Annotated in this window: 24 protein-coding genes; 14 read left to right on the top strand and 10 right to left on the bottom strand. The window is 69.1% G+C overall.

All coding sequences use genetic code 11. The annotated features are described in order from the left end of the window. Positions 1 to 16 precede the first annotated feature (16 nt). The 4 genes from QMG86_RS04130 (at position 17) to QMG86_RS04115 (ending at position 2112) form a co-directional block, all read left to right on the top strand. Positions 17 to 337, top strand: coding sequence for a DivIVA domain-containing protein (locus QMG86_RS04130; RefSeq protein ID WP_063024054.1), 321 nt, complete (start codon positions 17 to 19; stop codon positions 335 to 337). After that, positions 334 to 927 carry a DNA-3-methyladenine glycosylase I gene (locus QMG86_RS04125; RefSeq protein WP_281877776.1) on the top strand — a complete coding sequence of 198 codons (594 nt, stop codon included), beginning with the start codon at positions 334 to 336 and terminating at the stop codon, positions 925 to 927. The genes QMG86_RS04130 and QMG86_RS04125 overlap by 4 nt, the downstream gene beginning before the upstream one ends. A 141-nt stretch (positions 928 to 1068) precedes the next feature. Beyond that, the gene (locus QMG86_RS04120; protein ID WP_011211259.1) at positions 1069 to 1236 is read left to right on the top strand and encodes a DUF3117 domain-containing protein; all 168 of its coding nucleotides are present in this window, start codon (positions 1069 to 1071) and stop codon (positions 1234 to 1236) included. A 42-nt stretch (positions 1237 to 1278) separates the two neighbouring features. Continuing rightward, entirely contained in the window at positions 1279 to 2112 is an 834-nt protein-coding gene (locus QMG86_RS04115) for a putative RNA methyltransferase (RefSeq protein ID WP_434085666.1), read from the top strand. A gap of 9 nt (positions 2113 to 2121) precedes the next feature. Here the strand turns inward: QMG86_RS04115 and glgA are convergent, their stop codons facing one another. Next, a complete protein-coding gene (glgA, locus tag QMG86_RS04110) occupies positions 2122 to 3276 on the bottom strand; it encodes a glycogen synthase (RefSeq protein WP_281880764.1) in 1155 nt (384 codons plus the stop codon). A 137-nt stretch (positions 3277 to 3413) separates the two neighbouring features. Between glgA and glgC the strand changes: the two genes are divergently transcribed. Further along, a complete protein-coding gene (glgC, locus tag QMG86_RS04105) occupies positions 3414 to 4628 on the top strand; it encodes a glucose-1-phosphate adenylyltransferase (RefSeq protein ID WP_281877774.1) in 1215 nt (404 codons plus the stop codon). A gap of 11 nt (positions 4629 to 4639) precedes the next feature. On the opposite strand, the gene QMG86_RS04100 is transcribed toward glgC, so the two are convergent. The 3 genes from QMG86_RS04100 to QMG86_RS04090 all read right to left on the bottom strand — a co-directional run bounded on the left by QMG86_RS04100 (position 4640) and on the right by QMG86_RS04090 (position 6047). Then, positions 4640 to 4870 carry a hypothetical protein gene (locus tag QMG86_RS04100; protein WP_281877773.1) on the bottom strand — a complete coding sequence of 77 codons (231 nt, stop codon included), beginning with the start codon at positions 4868 to 4870 and terminating at the stop codon, positions 4640 to 4642. Between the two features lie 233 nt (positions 4871 to 5103). Continuing rightward, on the bottom strand, positions 5104 to 5337 hold the full coding sequence (locus QMG86_RS04095) for a hypothetical protein (RefSeq protein ID WP_159848390.1): 234 nt from the start codon (positions 5335 to 5337) through the stop codon (positions 5104 to 5106). A gap of 77 nt (positions 5338 to 5414) precedes the next feature. Then, on the bottom strand, positions 5415 to 6047 hold the full coding sequence (locus QMG86_RS04090; protein WP_434085535.1) for an O-methyltransferase: 633 nt from the start codon (positions 6045 to 6047) through the stop codon (positions 5415 to 5417). A gap of 284 nt (positions 6048 to 6331) precedes the next feature. Between QMG86_RS04090 and sigE the strand changes: the two genes are divergently transcribed. The 9 genes from sigE to QMG86_RS04045 all read left to right on the top strand — a co-directional run bounded on the left by sigE (position 6332) and on the right by QMG86_RS04045 (position 13469). Next, positions 6332 to 6991, top strand: coding sequence for an RNA polymerase sigma factor SigE (gene sigE, locus QMG86_RS04085; RefSeq protein ID WP_281877772.1), 660 nt, complete (start codon positions 6332 to 6334; stop codon positions 6989 to 6991). 61 nt (positions 6992 to 7052) lie between these two features. Continuing rightward, positions 7053 to 7451 carry a hypothetical protein gene (locus tag QMG86_RS04080; RefSeq protein WP_281877771.1) on the top strand — a complete coding sequence of 133 codons (399 nt, stop codon included), beginning with the start codon at positions 7053 to 7055 and terminating at the stop codon, positions 7449 to 7451. A 10-nt stretch (positions 7452 to 7461) separates the two neighbouring features. Beyond that, positions 7462 to 9000, top strand: coding sequence for a trypsin-like peptidase domain-containing protein (locus QMG86_RS04075; RefSeq protein WP_281877769.1), 1539 nt, complete (start codon positions 7462 to 7464; stop codon positions 8998 to 9000). A 33-nt stretch (positions 9001 to 9033) separates the two neighbouring features. After that, complete coding sequence (gene tatB, locus QMG86_RS04070) at positions 9034 to 9450, top strand: Sec-independent protein translocase protein TatB (protein ID WP_159848381.1); 417 nt, start codon at positions 9034 to 9036, stop codon at positions 9448 to 9450. A 52-nt stretch (positions 9451 to 9502) separates the two neighbouring features. Continuing rightward, on the top strand, positions 9503 to 10360 hold the full coding sequence (locus tag QMG86_RS04065; protein ID WP_281877768.1) for a hypothetical protein: 858 nt from the start codon (positions 9503 to 9505) through the stop codon (positions 10358 to 10360). Positions 10361 to 10862: 502 nt separating this feature from the next. After that, positions 10863 to 11390, top strand: coding sequence for a hypothetical protein (locus QMG86_RS04060; RefSeq protein ID WP_281877767.1), 528 nt, complete (start codon positions 10863 to 10865; stop codon positions 11388 to 11390). A 22-nt stretch (positions 11391 to 11412) separates the two neighbouring features. After that, on the top strand, positions 11413 to 11748 hold the full coding sequence (locus tag QMG86_RS04055) for a hypothetical protein (RefSeq protein WP_281877766.1): 336 nt from the start codon (positions 11413 to 11415) through the stop codon (positions 11746 to 11748). 84 nt (positions 11749 to 11832) lie between these two features. Then, positions 11833 to 12909, top strand: a complete 1077-nt coding sequence (locus QMG86_RS04050) for an XdhC family protein (protein WP_281877765.1) — start codon at positions 11833 to 11835, stop codon at positions 12907 to 12909. A 224-nt stretch (positions 12910 to 13133) separates the two neighbouring features. Further along, positions 13134 to 13469 (top strand): hypothetical protein, encoded by a 336-nt coding sequence (locus QMG86_RS04045; protein WP_281877763.1) that lies wholly within the window; start codon positions 13134 to 13136, stop codon positions 13467 to 13469. 21 nt (positions 13470 to 13490) lie between these two features. On the opposite strand, the gene QMG86_RS04040 is transcribed toward QMG86_RS04045, so the two are convergent. The 6 genes from QMG86_RS04040 to dapE form a co-directional block, all read right to left on the bottom strand. Then, positions 13491 to 14429 carry a glucosyl-3-phosphoglycerate synthase gene (locus QMG86_RS04040; RefSeq protein ID WP_281877761.1) on the bottom strand — a complete coding sequence of 313 codons (939 nt, stop codon included), beginning with the start codon at positions 14427 to 14429 and terminating at the stop codon, positions 13491 to 13493. Beyond that, on the bottom strand, positions 14426 to 15310 hold the full coding sequence (gene folP, locus QMG86_RS04035; RefSeq protein WP_281877759.1) for a dihydropteroate synthase: 885 nt from the start codon (positions 15308 to 15310) through the stop codon (positions 14426 to 14428). The genes QMG86_RS04040 and folP overlap by 4 nt, the downstream gene beginning before the upstream one ends. A gap of 155 nt (positions 15311 to 15465) precedes the next feature. Beyond that, positions 15466 to 17235 (bottom strand): long-chain-acyl-CoA synthetase, encoded by a 1770-nt coding sequence (locus tag QMG86_RS04030; protein ID WP_281877758.1) that lies wholly within the window; start codon positions 17233 to 17235, stop codon positions 15466 to 15468. A 14-nt stretch (positions 17236 to 17249) separates the two neighbouring features. After that, entirely contained in the window at positions 17250 to 17810 is a 561-nt protein-coding gene (locus QMG86_RS04025) for an LOG family protein (RefSeq protein WP_063024025.1), read from the bottom strand. Beyond that, positions 17804 to 18613 carry an LOG family protein gene (locus QMG86_RS04020; RefSeq protein WP_281877756.1) on the bottom strand — a complete coding sequence of 270 codons (810 nt, stop codon included), beginning with the start codon at positions 18611 to 18613 and terminating at the stop codon, positions 17804 to 17806. The genes QMG86_RS04025 and QMG86_RS04020 overlap by 7 nt, the downstream gene beginning before the upstream one ends. Positions 18614 to 18815: 202 nt before the next feature. Beyond that, a complete protein-coding gene (gene dapE, locus QMG86_RS04015; protein ID WP_281877755.1) occupies positions 18816 to 19919 on the bottom strand; it encodes a succinyl-diaminopimelate desuccinylase in 1104 nt (367 codons plus the stop codon). Between the last annotated feature and the right edge of the window lie 80 nt (positions 19920 to 19999).

Genomic DNA, 19999 nt, shown 5'->3' with positions numbered 1-19999 from the left:
CGCATAAGCTCGTGCCATGCTCACCATGCTGCTGTACGTGCTGATCGTCGGCTTGGTCGCCGCGGTGCTGTTCCTGCTCGCCAGTGCGGTGTTCGGGCGGTCCGAGGAACTCGGGCCGCTGCCGGAGGGGACGACGGCCACCGTGTTGCCGGTGGACGGGATCACGGGGGCGGACGTGCGCGCGTTGCGTTTCCAGCAGGTCGTGCGCGGCTACAAAGCCGGAGAGGTGGATTGGGCGCTGGCCCGGCTGGCCGCGCGGATCGACGAACTCCAGCACCAACTCGCCGAGGCGCAGGCCGCGCGGTGGCAGACGCCGATCGCGCCGGAGTCGAAGTGAGCGCCCCCGCGGACGACGGGCTGATCCGCTGCGCTTGGCCGCTGGACTCGCAGCTGTATCGGGACTACCACGACTACGAGTGGGGCAAGCCTCTGCACGGTGACGACGCCTTGTTCGAGCGCCTGTGCCTGGAGGCCTTCCAATCCGGCCTGTCGTGGCTGACCATCCTGCGCAAACGTCCCGCCTTCCGCGCGGCTTTCGCCGGGTTCTCCATCGAGCGAGTCGCGGAGTTCGGCGACGACGACGTCGCCCGATTGATGGCCGACGCGGGCATCGTCCGCAACCGCAGCAAGATCGACGCGGCTATCGCCAACGCCCGTGTCGCCCGCGATCTCGACGTCGGCTTGGACGAGTTGCTCTGGTCGTTCGCCCCGCCGCCGCGCCCGCGCCCGCGCTCCGGCGCCGACGTGCCCGCGACCACCCCCGAATCCGTCGCGCTGGCAAAAGAATTGAAACGGCGCGGATTCCGGTTCGTCGGACCCACCACGGCGTATGCCCTGATGCAGGCGACCGGAATGGTCGACGACCACCTGGCCGATTGCTGGGTGGGCAGCGACTCGCTCGACACGGGCCGACCGGTCACTTTTTGAACTCAGCTATCCGTCCACATCGGCGATAGGGAAGAATGGGACGGGTGTAGCTCGCCAAACGCTGGCGAGCTCACTGGTTGGTGACAACTGGAGTTCCAAGAAAGTGCGCAGCAGACCGCGCAGATCTGGAGGGAGCAGAGGATGGCGGCCATGAAGCCCCGCACCGGGGACGGTCCCCTCGAGGCAACCAAAGAAGGGCGTGGAATCGTGATGCGGGTTCCACTCGAGGGTGGCGGGCGTCTGGTCGTCGAACTCACGCCGGACGAGGCAGCGGCGCTCGGTGACGAACTGAAGAGCGTCACGAGCTGAGTGGCCCCGGCTGACCACTCGGCTCTCGCCGTCGCGGCCGGCGTGCTGGCGTGCCCCGAATGTCTGCGGGCACACCAGGACGCCGCGCCGCTCGCGCTCGAATCGCGAGATCGAGCACTGCGCTGCGGTCGCGGTCACAGCTTCGACATCGCCCGGCAGGGCTATGTCAGCTTGCTGACCGGTGCGTCGACCAAGATGACGGGCGACACCGCGGCCATGCTCGACGCCCGTGCCGCCTTTCAGAACGAAGGCCACTTCGCGCCGATCGCCGACGCGGTGACGCACGCCGCCACGGCGCGCCGCTGCGACGGCCCGGTGCTGGAGATCGGCGCGGGTACCGGCTACTACCTCGCCCGTGCGCTCGACGCCGCTCCCCCGGCGGTCGGCATCGGACTGGACGTGGCCAAACCCGCCGTCCGTCGGTGCGCGCGCGCCCACCCGCGCGCGGCCGCGGTGCTGGCCGACGCCTGGCGCGGGTTGCCGATCCGAGACGGCGCGCTGGCCTGCGTGCTCTCCGTCTTCGCCCCGCGCAATCCCGGCGAGATCGCCAGGGTGCTCGCGGCGGACGGCTGCTTCGTCGTGGTCACTCCCACCGAGCGCCACCTCGGGGAGCTGATCGAGCCGTTGGACATGGTCCGGGTCGATCCCGACAAGGATCGCAGGCTCGACGTCGCGATGGCGGGGCATTTCGAGCCGGTCGACCGGACGTTGGTGGAGTACCCGATGACGCTCGCCGGAACCGATGTCGCGCACGTGGTCGGCATGGGTCCGTCCGCTCATCACGCGGACGCGGGACGTGAGCGTCTCGCGCGGCTGCCGGAGTCCGTCGAGGTGACCGCGTCGGTCGTCGTCGGCACCTACCGTCCGGCCGCCTGATCGCCGGATTCAGCCTTTCCTGACCTCGTCGTAGACGGCGACCGTGCGGGCGGCGATGCGCGACCAGTCGAACTCGGAGATCGCCCGCTGCCTGCCCGCGGCCCCGAGCCGCGCGGCCAGTTCCGGAGCGCCGGCCACCTCGTTCACGGCGGCGGCCAGCCCGTGTTCGTAGTCCGCCGCAGCTCCCGCGTCGTAGTGCACGAGCCGTCCGTTGCGGGCGTCGACCACCTCGGGAATGCCGCCCACGTCGGAGGCGACCACGGCGGTGGCGCAGGCCATCGCCTCCAGGTTGACGATGCCCAGCGGTTCGTACACCGACGGGCACACGAACAGCGACGCGGCGGCAAGGATCTGCCGGATCTGTTCGGTCGGCAGCATCTCGCGCACCCAGAACACGTCACCGCGCCGCTGCCGCAGCTCCTGGACCGCCGCGGTGACCTCCTGCGCCAACTCGGGCGTGTCCGGCGCGCCCGCGCACAGCACGAGCTGGATGCCGGGGTCGAAGTGGCGGGCGGCGGCCAGGAGGTGACCGACACCTTTCTGGCGCGTGATGCGGCCGACGAAGGCGACGATGGGAAGATCCGCGCGCACACCGAGCCGGTCGAGCACCGAGGGCTCGTCACCGGTCACCGGGCCGGGATGCCAGACCGTGCCGTCGATGCCGTTGTGCACCACGTGGACCCGATCCGGATCCACCGCGGGATAGGCGTCGAGCACGTCGCGGCGCATGCCCTCGCTCACGGCGATGACGGCGTCGGCGTGCTCGACGGCGTTGCGCTCCGACCAGGACGACAGCCGGTAGCCGCCGCCGAGCTGCTCGGCCTTCCACGGCCTGCGCGGCTCCAGGGAATGCGCGGTGAGCACGTGCGGGACACCGTAGAGCGTCGCGGCCAGATGCCCGGCCAAGCCGCTGTACCAGGTGTGCGAGTGCACCACGTCGACATCGCCCACCGCGTCGGCCATCCGGAGCTGGGCGGACATCATCTGCAGCGCGGCGTTGGCGGCGTAGAGCGACGGATCCGGTTGATGGACCACGGCGTCGGCGCGGTCGACGCCCATGCAGTGCACGGTCACCTCGCACAAATGACGCAAATGCGCCGTCAGCTGTGTGACGTGCACCCCCGCGCCGCCGTACACCTCGGGGGGATACTCGCGGGTCAGCATCGCGACGCGAAGCCGGTCCCGCTCGTCGGAATCCACCGCCGAACGTCCGCCATCCGTGCCGAAACTCACCGATTCAAACTAGACGTTCAGCTCCGCGGCGGCCACTCACAGGCGTTCCACCCGGTAGTTTGGCAGGTGTGAGGAGCCAGCCGCACGTACTCGGGATCGTGCTCGCCGGTGGCGAGGGCAAGCGACTCTTTCCACTCACGGCCGACCGCGCCAAGCCCGCCGTCCCGTTCGGCGGCGCCTACCGCCTCATCGACTTCGTCCTCAGCAACCTGGTCAACGCGGGCTTCCTGCGGCTGTGCGTACTCACCCAGTACAAGTCGCACTCGCTCGACCGGCACATCTCGCAGACCTGGCGGCTGTCCGGTTTCGCGGGCGAGTACATCACCCCGGTGCCCGCCCAGCAGCGGCTCGGGCCGCGGTGGTACACCGGCAGCGCGGACGCGATCATGCAGTCGCTGAACCTGATCTACGACGAGGACCCGGACTACATCGTGGTTTTCGGGGCGGATCACGTCTACCGCATGGACCCGGAGCAGATGGTGCGCCACCACATCGATTCCGGCGCGGGCGTGACCGTGGCGGGGATCCGGGTGCCGCGCAGCGAGGCGAGCGCGTTCGGCTGCATCGACAGCGACGATTCCGGCCGCATCACGCAGTTCCTGGAGAAACCCGCGCATCCGCCCGGCACCCCGGACGACCCGAACGTCACGTTCGCGTCCATGGGCAACTACGTCTTCACCACCAAAGTGCTGGTGGACTCGATCCGGGCGGACGCGGACAACGCCGACTCCGACCACGACATGGGCGGCGACATCATCCCGGCCCTCGTCGCGTCCGGACAGGCCGGCGTCTACGACTTCGCCGACAACGACGTGCCCGGCGCCACCGACCGCGACCGCGGCTATTGGCGCGATGTCGGGACCATCGACGCGTTCTACGACGCGCACATGGACCTGGTCTCGGTGCACCCGGTGTTCAACCTCTACAACCGTCACTGGCCGATCCGCGGGGCGGCCGAGAACCTGCCTCCCGCGAAGTTCGCGCAGGGCGGGCTGGCGCAGGAATGCATCGTGGGCGCGGGCAGCATCCTGTCCGCCGCGACCGTCCGGAACTCGGTGCTCAGCGCTAACGTCGTGGTCGACGACGGCGCCACCGTGGAAGGATGCGTGCTCATGCCCGGGGTGCGGATCGGGCGCGGCGCGGTGGTGCGGCGCGCGATTCTGGACAAGAACGTGGTCGTCGGCGAGGGCGAGATCATCGGTGTGGACCTGGCGCGCGACCGCACCCGCTTCGCCGTGAGCAACGGCGGGGTTGTCACGGTCGGCAAAGGCGTCTGGGTGTAGTCGCGCGGTACTCAGGGCCCGCCCGGCTCGGGTGCGGGAGAGCCGATGCAGAACGGCGCGCAGGGGCCAGGCGTGCGCGGCACGGTCGTTCTCGAGTCTTTGCCGAAATCGGCGGTGCTCACCAAATAGACCATCAGCACGGCGAACAACAGCACCCCGGCGAAAGCGATCATGGTCCGGCCCCAATGGAGCGGCTTGGGACGACGCTCGTCTTCGTCCCAGAGGAACATCATCATCACCACGTCGCACCCGCTTCCGGATCCACTCGGAACATGCCTACACCAGTATCGGCGATCATCGGCGTTTCGCTGCGCCTTGCGCCGAACCGTGGCTTTTCGGTGGCTTTTTCGCGAGTCGGCCGCCCTCCCTCGGAGGGCGCATGGGCGATGAGAAGTGAGCGCGGCGGCTCGAATTCCGGAAAAACTTCGGCGCCAAGCCTATTCGGCCGGACCGGGAGCCGCTGTCGGCGGCAGGATTACTGCGCGGGCGGGGCGACGTTCTGGGTGCAGAACGGTTCGCAGGGGCCGGGCGGCGGAGTGGTCTTCTCGGGGCCGGTGTCGAAATCGGTGTTGCTCACCACCACCATCACCAGCACGGCGCCCAGGATCACGAACAGCAGGGCCAACATCGTCGGCCGCAACCAACTCGTGCGCCGTTCGGTCACCACATCCCCCATGACCGCTACTTCGATGGGAGTTAATTCACGCATAACTGCTTTCCTCACTGAGTTTCTTTCTCAGCGCATACCCCGGATTCCGGGGTGGAATCAGACTCGCGCGCGAATTCCTAACCCCGTGCGGCGCAGAGCAATCCGTCGCCGACCGGAATCAGCACACAGGTGAGTTCGGGGTTCTCCGCGATGGCGCGGGTCGCGGCGCGCACCGCCTGGGTGGCCGGATCGCGTTGCGCCGGATCGGGTACCCGTCCGCCCAGCAGCGCGTTGTGCAGGAGAATCGCGCCCCCGTCGCGCAGCAGACGCACCGCTTGGGCGACGTACTCGGGATGCTCCAGCGGCGCGGCGTCGATGAAGACCAAGTCGTAGGCGCCGTCGGCCAGCCGGGGCAGCACGTCGAGCGCGCGTCCGTTGATCAGCCGGGTGCGGGCCGGCGGGATGTCGGCGGCGCGGAACGCCTCCTTGGCCGCGCGCTGATGTTCCGGCTCCGAATCGATGGTGGTCAGCGTGCCGTCCTCGCGCATGCCGTCGAGCAGCCACAACCCGCTGATGCCCGCGCCGGTGCCGACCTCGACCACCGCCCGCGCGCCGAGCAGCTGCGCGTACATGCTCAGCAGCGCGCCCACCGAGGGCGGCACGGGTACCACGCCGAGTTCGGTGGCCCGTTCCCGCGCGCTGACGAGGATTTCGTCTTCCACGACGGATTCCTCCACGTAGGCGAGATTCCGCTCCAGATTCGATGCCACGGGTATGAGGCTAACGCCGGGCGGGTGATCTCGGCGTTCCGGACAACACGCGCCGCCCGCCATTTCCGCCGCCGGTTTTCTCAGGTGACCCTCAGGATCTCCATAACCCGGCCATATCAGGACCAGAAAGAGTATGGGCAACGCAAGACCACCGACCGTGTTTACACGGGACGCGGGAACAACGACATACCAGTTGTCGGTTGTATCCCTACGTGACGGTCCGCAGACCCGGGCCGAGCGAGTCCCGACGTTTGCGGTCCCTAGTAGGAGGTAGCCCCATCCACATGGTCGATGCGGCGCGCGAATACGCCACCCTGCCCGAGCAGATCCTGCCGGTCGAAGCCGACTCCGTCGAGGACCCGGCCGAGCTGACCGGTACCGCTGCCTTCGATGCCACCGGTGACCGGTCGGCGATGCCCACGTGGGACGAACTCGTCCGCGAGCACGCCGACCGGGTCTATCGCCTGGCCTACCGCCTGTCCGGCGACGCCCAGGACGCGGAGGACCTGACCCAGGAGACGTTCATCCGGGTCTTCCGTTCGCTGTCGAACTACCAGCCGGGCACCTTCGAGGGGTGGCTGCACCGCATCACGACCAACCTGTTCCTGGACATGGTCCGCCGCCGCAACCGGATCAGGATGGAAGCGCTGCCCGAGGACTACGACCGGGTGCCCGCCGAAGGCCCCGGCCCGGAGCAGGCCTACCACGACGCACGGCTGGATCCGGACCTGCAATCGGCTCTGGATTCGCTCGCGCCGGAGTTCCGCGCGGCCGTGGTCCTGTGTGACATCGAGGGGCTGTCCTATGAGGAGATCGGCGCTACGCTCGGCGTGAAACTGGGCACTGTGCGCAGTCGGATCCACCGTGGACGTCAGGCCCTGCGCGACTACCTTGCGCATAATGGAAGTGAGCAGCGGTTCGCCGCTGACGCGAACATAGGGTGATTCGTCGGACGCCGGCATCGCCCGAACCTCGGTCGATGTCGGTTGAAAGGGTGAGCACCGAATGAGTGGCGACTCCAGCACGTCCGGTCGTCGTCCGCCCCGTTTTCGCCCCACCGAGCATTTGGCGAGTGAGGCGGTCGCGGCGTACGTGGACGGTGAGCTGCGGATGAACGCCTATCTGCGTGCCGCTCAGCACCTCTCGCTGTGTCCCGAGTGCGCGGCGGAGGTCGATGCCCAGCAACAGGCGCGCATCGCGCTGCGGCACGCGGGCCAGGTCGCGATTCCGACGGGGCTGCACGACAGCTTGACCAGAATTCCGCTCGCGGAACTGCCGGGCGCCGCTTCCAGTGGCACAACGCCCTCGTCGGCCTCCGGTCAGTCCGGGCGCAACGAGGCGGTTTTCGGATTTCTCACCGATTCGTTCACCGCGACCCGGTGGACCACGTGGTGGCGCAAGTAGAGTTTTCCGAGTGACCACCGAATCGACGAATTCCGGATCGGCCGACACCTCGGATTCGGCGGCCGACCGCGGGAATCTCCGTCCTCCGGACGCACCCGTGCTCGGTCCGCGCCCGGTCTACCGGCCCCATGTCGACACGCACACCGCGCGCGCCTTCCGCAGGCCGTCCGGCCTCTCCGGTTCGTTCGCCGAGCCGCTGCCGCTCCGTAAGGCAGGTTCGGCGTCGCAATCCGGTCCCGAACTGCAGAATCGTCCGCCCGACGCGGTGCTGGCCGAGGCCTTCGGCCGCCCGGAAGGCTCCAGCGAACTGCTCCAGCGCGACCCCGACGCCGCATCCGGCCCGGCCCCGGTGGCCGGACCGGCCGATCCGTGGCGTGATCCCGAGGCGGTCGCGCGCCTGGGCGCCCCCGCGGTGCCCACACCCAAGCAGCAGACGCTTCCGCAGGCCGCGAAGCTGAGCGCCCGCGAAGTGCTGTTCGGCTCCCGGGTCGCCCCCAAGGCGCTGGCCATGCTGGCGCTCGTCGCCGTCGTCATCGGCCTGCTCGGCGGGCTGGTCGGGCGATTGACCGCGGAAACCGCCTCGACGCTCACCTCGCGCAAGGTGACCCTGGAGCAGAGCGGTGACGGCACCCGCCCGCACGGCCTCATCGCGCAGGTCGCCAATGCCGTGCTGCCCTCGGTCGTCTCCATCCGGGTCACCGTCGGCGACAACGGCGCCACCGGCTCCGGCGTGGTGATCGACGGCGGCGGCTACGTGGTCACCAACAACCACGTCATCTCGATGGCCGCACAGGACAAGTCCAACCGGTCCGCGATCCAGGTGCAGTTCTCCGACGGCACCCGGGTGCCCGCCCAGATCGTCGGCCGCGACCCGAAGACCGACCTGGCCGTGCTGAAGGTCGATGTGAAGAATCTCACCGTCGCCCAGCTCGGCAAATCCGGCAACGTCCAGGTCGGTGACGACGTGCTGGCCATCGGTTCGCCGCTCGGCCTGAGCAAGACGGTCACCTCCGGCATCGTCAGCGCCCTGCACCGCCCGGTGAAACTGGAGGGCGAGGGCAGCGACACCAAGGCCGTGATCGACGCCGTGCAGACCGACGCGTCGATCAACCCGGGTAACTCCGGCGGCGCGCTGGTGGACATGGACGGCCGGGTCATCGGCATCAACACCGCCATCCGCAGCGAAACCGGCGGCTCGGTCGGCCTCGGCTTCGCTATCCCGGTGGACAAGATGATCGAGGTCGCGCAGACCTTGATCCGGGACGGTGTCATGCACCACCCGACCATCGGCCTGAGCGCGCGCACCAAGCAGGTGGCCAACGAGGTGATGAGCGGCGCGGCGGTGGCGGACGTCGTGGCGGGCGGTCCCGCGGCACGGGCCGGAATCGTGGAGGGCGACGTGATCGTGAAGGTCGGCGATCGCGAAGTCACCGGTCCCGACGAACTGGTCGTCGCGGTCCAGTCGCGCAAGATCGGCGAAACGGTGAACGTGCAGTTGATCCGCGATGGCAGGCAGGTGGACGTGCCGGTGACCCTGGAATCCGACTGAACCGCAGGTCGGATCGCCAGGTAGCCTGGTTACGTGTTCAGCAACATCGGCTGGAGCGAGATGGTCATCCTGCTCGTCGCCGCCCTCGTCATCCTCGGCCCGGAGCGCTTGCCCGGTGCCGTGCGCTGGACCACGCGCAGCCTGCGACAGGTGCGCGATTACGCGAGTGGCGCCACCTCGCAGCTGCGGGAGGAGCTCGGGCCGGAGTTCGAGGACCTGCGCAAGCCGCTGGCCGACCTGAACGAACTGCGCGGCATGACCCCACGGGCGATGGTGACCAAACACCTTCTCAACGGCGACGATTCACTGCTCCGGAATTTGGACAGCGCGCTGCCCGATCCGAAGGACCTGTACAGCACGAACAGCGGGATGCCGGACTATCCGATGCCCAAGCTGGATAAGCCGTTGGACCGCAACGAACGTCCCCCGATCGACACCGACGCCACCTGAGCCGTCAAGAAGACTAGACGCATAGAGCTGTTCAGCTGTCTAGACTTCGCACATGTCGGCCGATGACGTGGCGCGCGTGTTCGCGATCGAGGACAAGGTCGAGCGACTGAAAGCGGCCACCGACGGGGTGGCGGCGGCCCAGCAGACCATCAACGAACTGACCAGGATTCGGCGTGCCGTGATCCGGGAGCTCCACGCCGAAGGCTGGACGTTCGCGAGAATCGGTGCGGCGGCGGGCCTTTCCCGCGCCCGCATCCACCAGGTGAGTACCCAGGGACCAGCGCCGGAAGGACTGTTCTTCGGGCACGGTTCGCTCACCGTGCTCGTCCCCGAGGTGCGCGCCGGGCGGGTGATCGGCGCGCCCGATCCCGCGGCGCCGCAGCGCTTGGCCGAGCTCCTACGCGAACTCGGCTTCAATGTGGCGGTCGAGCATTTCCTACCGGGCCGCCCGATCGACCTGCGGCGGGACGGCCTGATCGTGCTCGGCGGCCCGGAATTGTCGCCCAGTCTGCGTCAGCTGGTCGCCGCCGATCCGCGATTGCGCCGCGCGGTGGCGAGAATGGGTGACGCGCGCCGGGGAATCGAGGACCGGGCGGCCCGGCGGGTGTACCGGCCGGGCGGACCCGAACCGCACGACATCGCTTATCTGGGCAGGCTTCCCCGGCCCGACGGGCGGGGCAGCGTGTTGATGATCGATGGCATGCATCCGCCCGGCTCGCTCGGCGCGATCCGGCTGCTCGCCACCCGGTTGGCCACGCTGCACGAGCGGGCGAGCAATCATCTGTTCTCGGTGCTCATCGCCTGTCGCTTCGACCGTGCCACGGGCGAACCCCTGGAGGCCGAACTGCTCACGCCGGTCTACCGGCACGACCCCGAAAACAGGTCTCCGGCAACGGGTGTGCGCCGCTGAGCCTCGGCTCATACGAGGGGGCCCGCAAGCGACGGCATCGGATCGCGTGACGCGGGTGACGAACAACCGGTTCCCGTGCGGCGGGGGCAACGCGAAGCCGGTGGCTCAGCGTTTCACCTCGTTCGCAGCCTGGGCCCTCGGGTCCATTCGCCCTATCCGGCAGCGGGATTCGACCGCCCACGTTCGAGTGCTCATGGGCGCGGCAGTTAGACGGGCACAACAAGATTCAGCAAACGATCGGACACCGTAAGAAGTGTGCGTACCGGCGAGAGGTAGCGCAGCGCGTATCGCGTGAACCGTCCAACGGGAAGCCACCTCCCCGGCCAATCAACCTGATCACAACGGATCCCCAGCGTCAGTCGCGCGGCCATATGCCTATGTGTCTCAGATCACCACACCTCGCGCAAGCGCGTTCATACATAGATGATTGAATAGCTGGACGATAACCGCATGTGATAGGTGAACTCTGATGCGTGATCGAAGGTCGATGTCTGCGAGTTCCGTGTCCCTTCTCTCCGTGTTCCGGCACCGGCCGCACGGCCGCGTGGCCCGGACCGGTAACCCGGCGGTGACCACCCACCGGGTGACCTACAGCGACCGCTTGCGCGTCTTCGTCGGCCGCGGCGAGGCCATCGACAGCTTTCTGCGCCCGCTGGGCAGGCTGGACGGCTTCCACCGCTACTCGGTGAACATGACCCGGCTCGCCGAGCCGATGCGGCCCGCCGACATCGACCCGGCGCTCAGCTCCGCACCCGGTCGGGAGTATTTGCAGTGCACCGGCTCGGCGGACGCGCTGACCCTGGAGGTGCGCACCGCCGTCGACGGCAGGCCGCACCGCTTCACCGTGGGCCTGCGCGGCGACCGGCTCGGCCCGCCCGAGGTCGACGTGCCGGTCCCGTCCTGCGTGCCCACCCCGCGCGTCTATCCGGACGAGCTGTTCACCGCCGAGCAGGCGGCCGAGATCTTCACGGCGTATTTCGAGACCGACGCCGTCCCGTCCCATCTACAACTCCGCGAAACGGACGCGTGAGGTGTCCGGCAAGGAGGAAATCGTGAATCCGCTATTGCTCATCGGCGGCGCCGTCCTGGCGTTGGGTCTACTCGGACTGCTCCTCAGCGTGCTGCTGCGGCCCGCGGGATCGAAGGCTCACCTGACCGTCGCCGACCTGCAGGCCCGGCTCGCCGACGAAGAATCGGCCACCTCGTCCGAGGCGGACGACGAACCGAAGCCGGACGAGCCGGAAGCCGACGGCACTGAGGCGGCGGATTCCGCGGGTTCGGACGTCGAGCACCCCCACCCCGAGAGCGACGACACCCGGGACGAGGACGGAACCGAACGTGGCGCGGCCCCTGCGTCGTCGTTGCCGCGCCGAATAGCGTTCAAATAACTAGGCTGACGGTACGGCGGAATCCGCCGATCGTCTCGGGCCCGATGCGCTGCGGCCGGACCCCTCGGGAAAGGACCGGTTCCGGTGCGCGCGATACTCGGGCAATTGCTCACCCTGCTGCCGCACGGACCGGTCGCCCTGGCCCGCGTGGTGGACACGACCGGCCCCGGGCCCAGGGAACCGGGAGCGGCGATGATCGTCACCGAGTCCGGCGACGTCCACGGCTCGCTGTCCGGCGGGTGCGTCGAGGCCGCCGTCGTCGCGTCCGCGCGGGAAGTGCTGGACGGCGGCGACGCGGTGACCGATCGGTTCGGATACGCCGACTCCGACGGGCCCGCGGTGGGCTTGACCTGTGGCGGCGAAATCGAAGTGTTCGTCGAGCGCGTCTCGGGCGAACGGCTCCCACTGCTCGCGGCGCTACGGCAGCGGATCCAGGAAGGCTCTCCCGTCGCTGTGGCGACCACACTGGACGTCGCACCCGAATGGAAGCTGCTCACCCCCGGCGATGGTGAAGCTTGGCACGGCGTCGACCGCGACGCGCGGGCGCTGCTCGACGCGGGCCGCTGCGGTGTGGTGGGCGCCGACGAATGTGCGGCGCACGGTTCACCGCGACCCCGCACGTTCGTCCAGGTCTTCGCCGCCCCGGCGCGGATGATCCTGGCGGGCGCGAACGATTTCGTGCGTGCGCTCAGCCGCACCGGCCGTTCGCTCGGCTACCGGGTGACCGTCGTGGACGCCCGCGAGACCTTCGCCACCCCCGCCCGGTTCCCCGCCGCCCACGAGGTCGTCGTGGATTGGCCGCACCGGTATCTGGCCGAGGAGCAGCGGTCGGGCCGGATCGACCAGCGCACCGTCGTCTGCGTGCTCACCCATGACGCCAAATTCGACGTGCCAGCCTTGTTGACCGCGCTGTCGTGCCCGCGCATCGGCTTCGTCGGAGCCCTCGGATCACGCCGGACGCACGCCGAGCGCGTCGAGCGACTGCGGGCCGCCGGCGTCACCGACGACCAGCTCGGCCGGCTGCGCAGTCCGGTCGGGCTCGACCTCGACGCGCGGACGCCGGACGAGACGGCCATCTCCATCGCCGCGCAGATCCTGGCCGAGCGCGGCGGCGCTTCCGGTCTCCCGCTCGACCGTACCGACGGCCCCATTCACCGCTGATTGCTAGAAGTTATCCTGCCGAGCGGATTGGACCATCGACCGACGGGAATACCCGCCAACAGAGCCGCACATCCGGTGGCAGCACCTAGTTTTCCCCTTGCACGGCGTGCTACCGCGGCCCACACTTGATTTGCTGAAAATTAACTATGAGTAGGTGACGGTGCGTTCGCGCTTCGGCCCCGCCACGCTCTGCCCGGCCCGTACCACCGAGAGGAGAAAGCGCCGTGACCGCCACCCAGATCGCCGTCCTCTGCTCGCTCGCCGGCGCGGCGAGCCTGGTCGCCACCATCGGGTTGCTGTATGGACCGGCGAACCGGAGACGCCGGGTCGGCGTCGCCCAGCAAGCGCTCGTGGAGCGGATGCCCGCGCCCCTGCTGCCGACCTGCCCGATCGGCAGGCCACAGCACGTACCGATCGAGCCGCTGACCGTGGCGGAGGCCCACGAACTCATGCAGCGCCACCGGATCTGCGAACCCTCCGAGTGCGTCTACAAGTACGCGGCCTTCCGCACACTTATCGAAGCGGGCTACATGCGCGACCCGCATCCGGAAGGGGCCTGACCGAAGCCGCGCACCGGCGGTTCAGGCCGCCGCGCACGCGGGCCGCAGGGTGCTCATCGGCGGGCGGTCCACCAGGGACACCTCGGTGCGGTGAGCGGTGAACTCGTCGCCGATCAAGGGGAACTGGGTCAGCGCCGCACCGGAGTCCTGGATGCCGCTGCGGCCGAGTACGGTGCCGAGGATCTGGCGGCTCATCACCCCGAGGTCGGCCAGCGGCCGGTTGCGATGCGTGCGCACACCCAGATTGACCTGGGCGATCGCGGACATGCCGAGCCGGTCGTAGGTGTCCAGCAGCAGCCCGATCTCCACGCCGTAGCCCGGCGCGAACGGCACCGAGGTGAGCAGCTCGCGGGTGCCCGCGTACTCGCCGCCGAGCGGCTGCAACACCTGCGAGAGCTCCGGCCGCAGCGCGGCCAGCAGGGGACGGGCGACCAGTTCGGTGACCCGGCCGCCGCCGTGCGCGTCCACCGCGCCGCCCTGCCGCAGCGGCCTGCGGTAGTAGGCCTTGGCCAGATGCATGTCATCGACCGTGAGCAGCGGCCCGAGCAATTTCGGCACGAAGGCGGGATCCGGGTCGATCAGGTCGGAGTCGACGAAGGCGATCAGATCGCCGCTGGTCACCGCGAGTGAGCGCCATAGCACCTCGCCCTTGCCGGGGACCGGTTCCAGCTCCGGCACCGCCTGCTCGCGACTGATCACTTCGGCGCCCGCGGCGCGCGCCCGCTCCGCGGTGGCGTCGGTGGATCCGGAGTCGAGGACGATCAGCTCGTCGACCAACGTCCCGAGCAGCGGCCGGATACTGGCCACCACATCGGCCACGGTCCGTTCCTCGTTCAGCGCGGGCAGCACCACCGACACGGTGCGCCCGGCTTTGGCGGCGACGAGTTCGTCCACTCGCCAGTTCGGGGTGTCCCAGGTATTGGTCGTCGCCCAGGCGGGCTCACGGTGTTGAAATGTCATGCCAGACCTCGCAAGGTTCGTGCGGGGGGCCGGATGCCCTGGATCGCGGCGATCATGTCCACGACCCGCCGGGTCGCGGCGACTTCGTGGACACGGAAGACTCTGGCGCCTGCCGCCGCCGACCACGCTGTCGCCGCCAATGTGCCCTCCAGCCGTTCGGAAAGACCGACACCTAGAGTCTCCCCGATGAAATCCTTGTTGCTCAGCGCCATCAAGACTGGCCATCCGGTTTTTACAAGAACGTCGACTCCGCGCAACAGTTCGAGACCGTGATAAGTGTTCTTGCCGAAATCGTGGGTCGGATCGATCAGAATCGAATCCCGCCGCACCCCGGCCGCGAGGGCGTTCTCCGCGGCACGCACCAGGGTGTCGGTGACTTCGCCCACCACGTCGGCGTAGCGGACGCGATGCGGTCTGGTGCGCGGCACCGCGCCACCGGTATGACTGCACACCACACCCGCACCGTGCGCGGCGGCCACCGAGACGAGTGCGGGATCGGCGCCGGCCCAGGTGTCGTTGATCAGATCCGCCCCCTCGCCCACCGCCGCCCGCGCCACCTCCGAACGCCACGTGTCGATGCTGATCAATAGCTCCGGGTATTTCGCGCGGATGGCCGCCACGAACGGCACCACTCGGCGCGCCTCCTCGGCCGCGTCCACCGCATCGCCCGGACCGGCTTTCACGCCGCCGATGTCGACGAGGTCGGCGCCCTCGTCCACCGCGCGCGCCACCGCGTCCATGGCCGCCGCGTCGGTGAAGGTGGCGCCGCGGTCGTAGAACGAGTCGGGCGTGCGATTCACGATCGCCATGACCAGCGCTCGATCCGTCGCCACCGGCCGACCGCACAGCGTGGGAAGCGGCGCCGCGGTCGAGCTGAACATGTCGCTCTCCCGCCTCTCCGCGAATTCAGGCCCTACAGATCAGGAGACGGGGATTTGCGTCGGCTTCCCGCATCTCCTAATTCCCAGACCGTACCAGTCCGGTCACGCGGGATCAGCGCGCAGTCCGGCGCCGGAATCTTTCAGCGGATGGTCCGTCAGCTCTTCGGCGCACGTCCCGCGGCCACGTCGGCGGCATAGTCGTCGTAGGCGGGGACGTAGCCCTCGGTGCGGCCCGCGAGTACATACAGCGTGCTGTCGGGGTCCGGGGTGTAGCCCTGCTTGCGCAGTTCGACCTTGCGGCTCTTGAACGTCGAGGTCTGTTCCAGTTCGTGGACGATGCGAATGAACAGCGGAACGGCATACCCGGGCAACTGCTCGTAGGCCAGCTTCGCCACCGCCGTCCCGTCGAATTCCGCGCCCGGACGCAGCGTCACCGCGGCCATGCCCGCCTTACCGTCGGTGCCGGGGATGTCCACGCCGTAGACCACCGCTTGGGCAACCGACTCCGCCTTGCTCAGCGCGCCCTCCACCTCCGTGGTCGCCACGTTCTCCCCCTTCCAGCGGAACGTGTCGCCGAGCCGGTCCACGAACGCGATGTGATGCCAGCCCTGCTCACGGACCAGATCGCCGGTGTCGAACCAGACGTCCCCGCGCTGGAAGCCGTCGCGCACCAGCTTGGCCTCGGAGGCGGCCTTGTCGGTGTAACCGTCGAACGGCGAGCGGTCGGTCACCTTGGCCAGCAGGAGCCCGACGCCGCCGGTGCCGACGCGGCGCAGGCGTCCGTTCTTGTCACGCTTGGCCTTTCCGGTCTCCTCGTCGTACTCCACGACGGCATACGGCAAGGGACCGAAGCCGGCCGTGCGATCCACGCCGAAGGCGTTGACGAACGCGATGTTCGCCTCGCTCGCACCGTAGAACTCCACGATCCGCTCGATGCCGAACCGGGACTTGAACTCGTCCCACAGTTCCGGGCGCAGCCCGTTGCCGACGGCGAGCCGGACCGCGTGCTGCCGGTCGGTCGGCTTGGCCGGCTGGTTGACCAGGTAGCGGCACAATTCGCCGATGTAGATGAACGCCGTCGCCTGCTCGCGGATGACCTCGTCCCAGAACCGGGACGCGGAGAAGGCCCGGCCGAGGGCGAGCGTGCCGCCGGAGGCCAGGACCGCGGACAACGCGACGGTGAGCGCGTTGTTGTGGTACAGCGGCAGGCAGCAATACAGGGTGTCGTTGCCGCGCAGGCGGATTCCGAGGCCGCCCAGTCCGGCCATGCTCTTGGTCCAGCGCAGATGGGTCATCACACTGGCCTTCGGCAATCCGGTGGTGCCGGAGGTGAAGATGAGGAAAGCCCGCTCGCGCGCGGTGACTTCCGCGCAGCTCGGCGGATCGGCGTCGTCGGCGTCGCGGGCCGCCCGATCGAGTTCGTCGGCGGCGAGGACGTTGGCAGGCGGCTCGGGCAGCGAGCCGACCGCGTCGGAGCATTCGGCGCCGACCACGTTGAGCACGCTGTCGAGCAAGCCCAGGCTGTGCGCCAGCACTTGGTCGCGCTGATGGTGATTGAGCAGGCCCACGGTGGCCCCGAGCTTGACCGTCGCCAGCACGACGAACAGCGTCTCCGGCCGGTTGGTCATCAGCACGCCCACCACGTCGCCGCGCCGCACCCCGCGCTCCGCCAGCACGCTCGCATACCGGTTCACCCGAGCGTTGGCCGCCCCGTAGGTGTAGGTCGCGCCCTCGAAGCGCAGGAACAAGCGCTCCGGGTGCCGGTGGGCGTTGCGCTGGAAGTACAACCCCACCGAGCTTTTGGCATCCGGCGTCACCAACATGCTCAGGGCATTGCGAAGCATGCCGGGCGCGTCCAGGGCCATCGCGGGCAGGTTACGGGCGAGGTCGAACAAACTCACCGTCGAGCGGGCGTCGGTGCTCACGTCTTCAGCTCTCCTCACTGGGTCGGCGGCGCCTCCAGTGCCGCGAAGGCGGACGGGAGATCGGTCACCACGGTAATGCGGGACAAGGCTGTCTGGGGCACGAACTTCCGCTCGTACAACTCGTCCAGCCAGGAGAACAAACCACGGAAGAAGCCGTTGGGATCCAGCACAACGACAGGTTTCTCGTGCTGTCCCAGATAGCCGCCGGTCCAGGTCTCGAAGAACTCCTCCAGCGTGCCGATGCCGCCGGGCAGGGTGAGGAACGCGTCGGCGCGGTCCTCCATGACCTGCTTGCGCTGGCGCATCGTGTCGGTGACGACCAGCTCGTCGGCGTCGACGTCGGCGACCTCCCGGTGCACCAGGTGCTTCGGGATCACGCCGATGGTGTTCGCACCGCCCGCGCGCGCCGCCGTGGCGACCGCGCCCATCATCGAGACGTGCCCGCCGCCGGACACCAGCTGCCAACCGCGCCGGGCGATCTCGGTGCCCACCCGGGCGGCCAGCGAGAGGTAGTCCTGGTCGGTCGTGCTCGCCGAGCAATACACGCAGACGGCGAACGGCCGATCGCTCACCACTGATCCTCCGTCCCGATCGCGTCCTCGGCGCCGCCCGCCTCCGCGGCGGCCTGGATGATGTGCACGACCTCCTCCACGCTGTCGGTCACATGCAGCAGGCCGAGGTCGCCAGGGGAGATCTTGCCGGAGCCGCCGAGCGAATCGCGCAACCAATCGACCAGCCCGGACCAGTACCTGGTACCGAACAGGATGATCGGGAATCGGGTGATCTTGTGCGTCTGCACCAGCGTCAGCGCCTCGAACAGCTCGTCGAGCGTGCCGAAACCGCCGGGCAGGCAGATGAACGCCTGCGAGTACTTCACGAACATCGTCTTGCGGACGAAGAAGTACCGGAAATTGATGCCCAGATCCACCCAGTCGTTGAGGCTCTGCTCGAACGGCAGCTCGATACCGAGGCCGATCGAGTAGCCGCCCGCCTCGCAGGCGCCCCGGTTGGCCGCCTCCATCGCCCCTGGACCGCCGCCGGTGATGACCGCGAAACCCGCCCGCGCCAGCGCGGCGCCGATGGCGCGCCCGGCCTGGTACTCCGGATGGTCGGTGGACGTGCGCGCGGAACCGAAGACGGTCACCGCGCGCGGCACTTCGGCCAGCGCGCCGAAGCCCTCGACGAACTCGGCTTGGATCCGCAGCACGCGCCACGGATCGGTGTGCACCCAGTCGGTGTCGCCGCGCTTGTCCAGCAAGTTCCGGTCGGCGGTGCTCACACCGTCCGCGCGATCGCGGCGAAACATGATCGGCCCGCGGAACTTCGGTGTCGACTTCGGCTTGTGGGTGACCTCACGGTCCGCGGCGTCGGTGGACATGCGTTCCACGCTACCGCCCGGCAAGAGAGACTCACGGGCTGGATGGGAGAAGTCGTCCGACGTTCAGCCAGGGGAAGGAAGGGCGAGACGCAGTCGCGATTGAGCGGATGCCGCGATCTCGACGAACGAGCCGACGGCGCGGAGTGGTCTGGATCCGGCCGCATCGCATCCGGCGACCTTGCCCCGCGCGCATCCGCGCCGCTCAGTCCGGAGTGCCGCTCAGGTAGCTGCGCAGCATGGCGGTGACGGCGGTGATCTGGTCCACGGGAACGTGCTCGTCGCGCTTGTGCGCGAGGTTGGGATCGCCGGGCCCGAAGTTGACGGCGGGAATGCCGCGGGCCGCGAAACGCGAGACGTCGGTCCAGCCGTACTTCGCGCGCACGCCACCGCCGCCGTGGCTGCGCACCGAGGCGATGAGGTCCTTGGCGGCCGGAGCCGTCAGCCCGGGCAGCGCGCCCGGCGCCGAGTCGATCACCTCGAAGGACAGCTCGAGGCCGGCGAAGACCTCGCGCACGTGCTCCACGGCCTGGTCGATGGTGCGGTCGGGAGCGAAACGGAAGTTGACCTCCAACTCGGCGGCATCCGGTACCACGTTGCCCGCCACGCCGCCCTCGATCCGGACCGCGGACAGGCCCTCGCGATAGACGCAGCCGTCGATGTCCACTTCCCGGGCACGGTAGTCGGCCAGCCGCTGCAGCATCGGAGCCAGCCGATGAATCGCGTTGTCGCCCAGCCAGGCCCGCGCCGAATGCGCGCGCACGCCCGCGGTGCGCAGCCCGATGCGCAGCACGCCTTGGCAACCGGCCTCGATCCAGCCCGCGGACGGTTCGCCGAGCACGGCGAGGTCGCCGGTGAGCCAGTCGGGCAGATCGCGCTCGATGTGCCCGAGGCCGTTGAACTCGGCGGCGATCTCCTCGCCGTCGTAGAAGATCAGGGTCAGGTCGTGCACCGGGTCGGCGATCGTCGCGGCCAGGTGCAGGAAGACCGCGTCGCCGGACTTCATGTCCACCGAGCCGCAGCCGTAGAGGACCCGCTCACCCGCCGCGCCGACCTCGAACCGGCCGGGCACGTTGTCGGCGATGGGCACGGTGTCCAGGTGCCCGGCCAGGATCACCCGGGTCGGCAGCCCGCGGTGGGTGCGGGCCAGCACCACGTTCCCGTGCCGCAGGATCTCGAATCCCGTCGTCTGCTCCCGCAGCGCCCGCTCCACCACGTCGGTGATGGCCGCCTCGTCGCGCGAGACGCTCGGGATGTCGACGAGTGCGGCGGTCAGTGTGATCGGGTCGGCATGCAGGTCGATGGTCACGCGCTTCACCCTACGACCGCTGCTTCCCGCAGGCCGGTACCGGTGTGCCGCGGCGGCGTCCACCGACCGGTACCGGCATG

The sequence above is a fragment of the Nocardia sputorum genome (assembly GCF_027924405.1).
Classification (GTDB): Bacteria; Actinomycetota; Actinomycetes; order Mycobacteriales; family Mycobacteriaceae; genus Nocardia; species Nocardia sputorum.
Note: the sequence above shows the minus strand (reverse complement) of the source record. Positions and strands in the feature narration are given on the sequence as shown.

Excerpts from the sequence above, each read along its gene's own strand:
- QMG86_RS04130 (WP_063024054.1), top strand. The coding sequence starts at position 17 with ATGCTCACCATGCTGCTGTACGTGCTGATCGTCGGCTTGGTCGCCGCG.
- QMG86_RS04120 (WP_011211259.1), top strand. The coding sequence starts at position 1,069 with ATGGCGGCCATGAAGCCCCGCACCGGGGACGGTCCCCTCGAGGCAACC.
- glgA (WP_281880764.1), bottom strand. The coding sequence starts at position 3,276 with ATGCTGACCCGCGAGTATCCCCCCGAGGTGTACGGCGGCGCGGGGGTG.
- QMG86_RS04095 (WP_159848390.1), bottom strand. The coding sequence starts at position 5,337 with ATGCGTGAATTAACTCCCATCGAAGTAGCGGTCATGGGGGATGTGGTG.
- sigE (WP_281877772.1), top strand. The coding sequence starts at position 6,332 with ATGGTCGATGCGGCGCGCGAATACGCCACCCTGCCCGAGCAGATCCTG.
- QMG86_RS04080 (WP_281877771.1), top strand. The coding sequence starts at position 7,053 with ATGAGTGGCGACTCCAGCACGTCCGGTCGTCGTCCGCCCCGTTTTCGC.
- QMG86_RS04065 (WP_281877768.1), top strand. The coding sequence starts at position 9,503 with ATGTCGGCCGATGACGTGGCGCGCGTGTTCGCGATCGAGGACAAGGTC.
- QMG86_RS04040 (WP_281877761.1), bottom strand. The coding sequence starts at position 14,429 with ATGACATTTCAACACCGTGAGCCCGCCTGGGCGACGACCAATACCTGG.
- folP (WP_281877759.1), bottom strand. The coding sequence starts at position 15,310 with ATGTTCAGCTCGACCGCGGCGCCGCTTCCCACGCTGTGCGGTCGGCCG.
- QMG86_RS04020 (WP_281877756.1), bottom strand. The coding sequence starts at position 18,613 with ATGTCCACCGACGCCGCGGACCGTGAGGTCACCCACAAGCCGAAGTCG.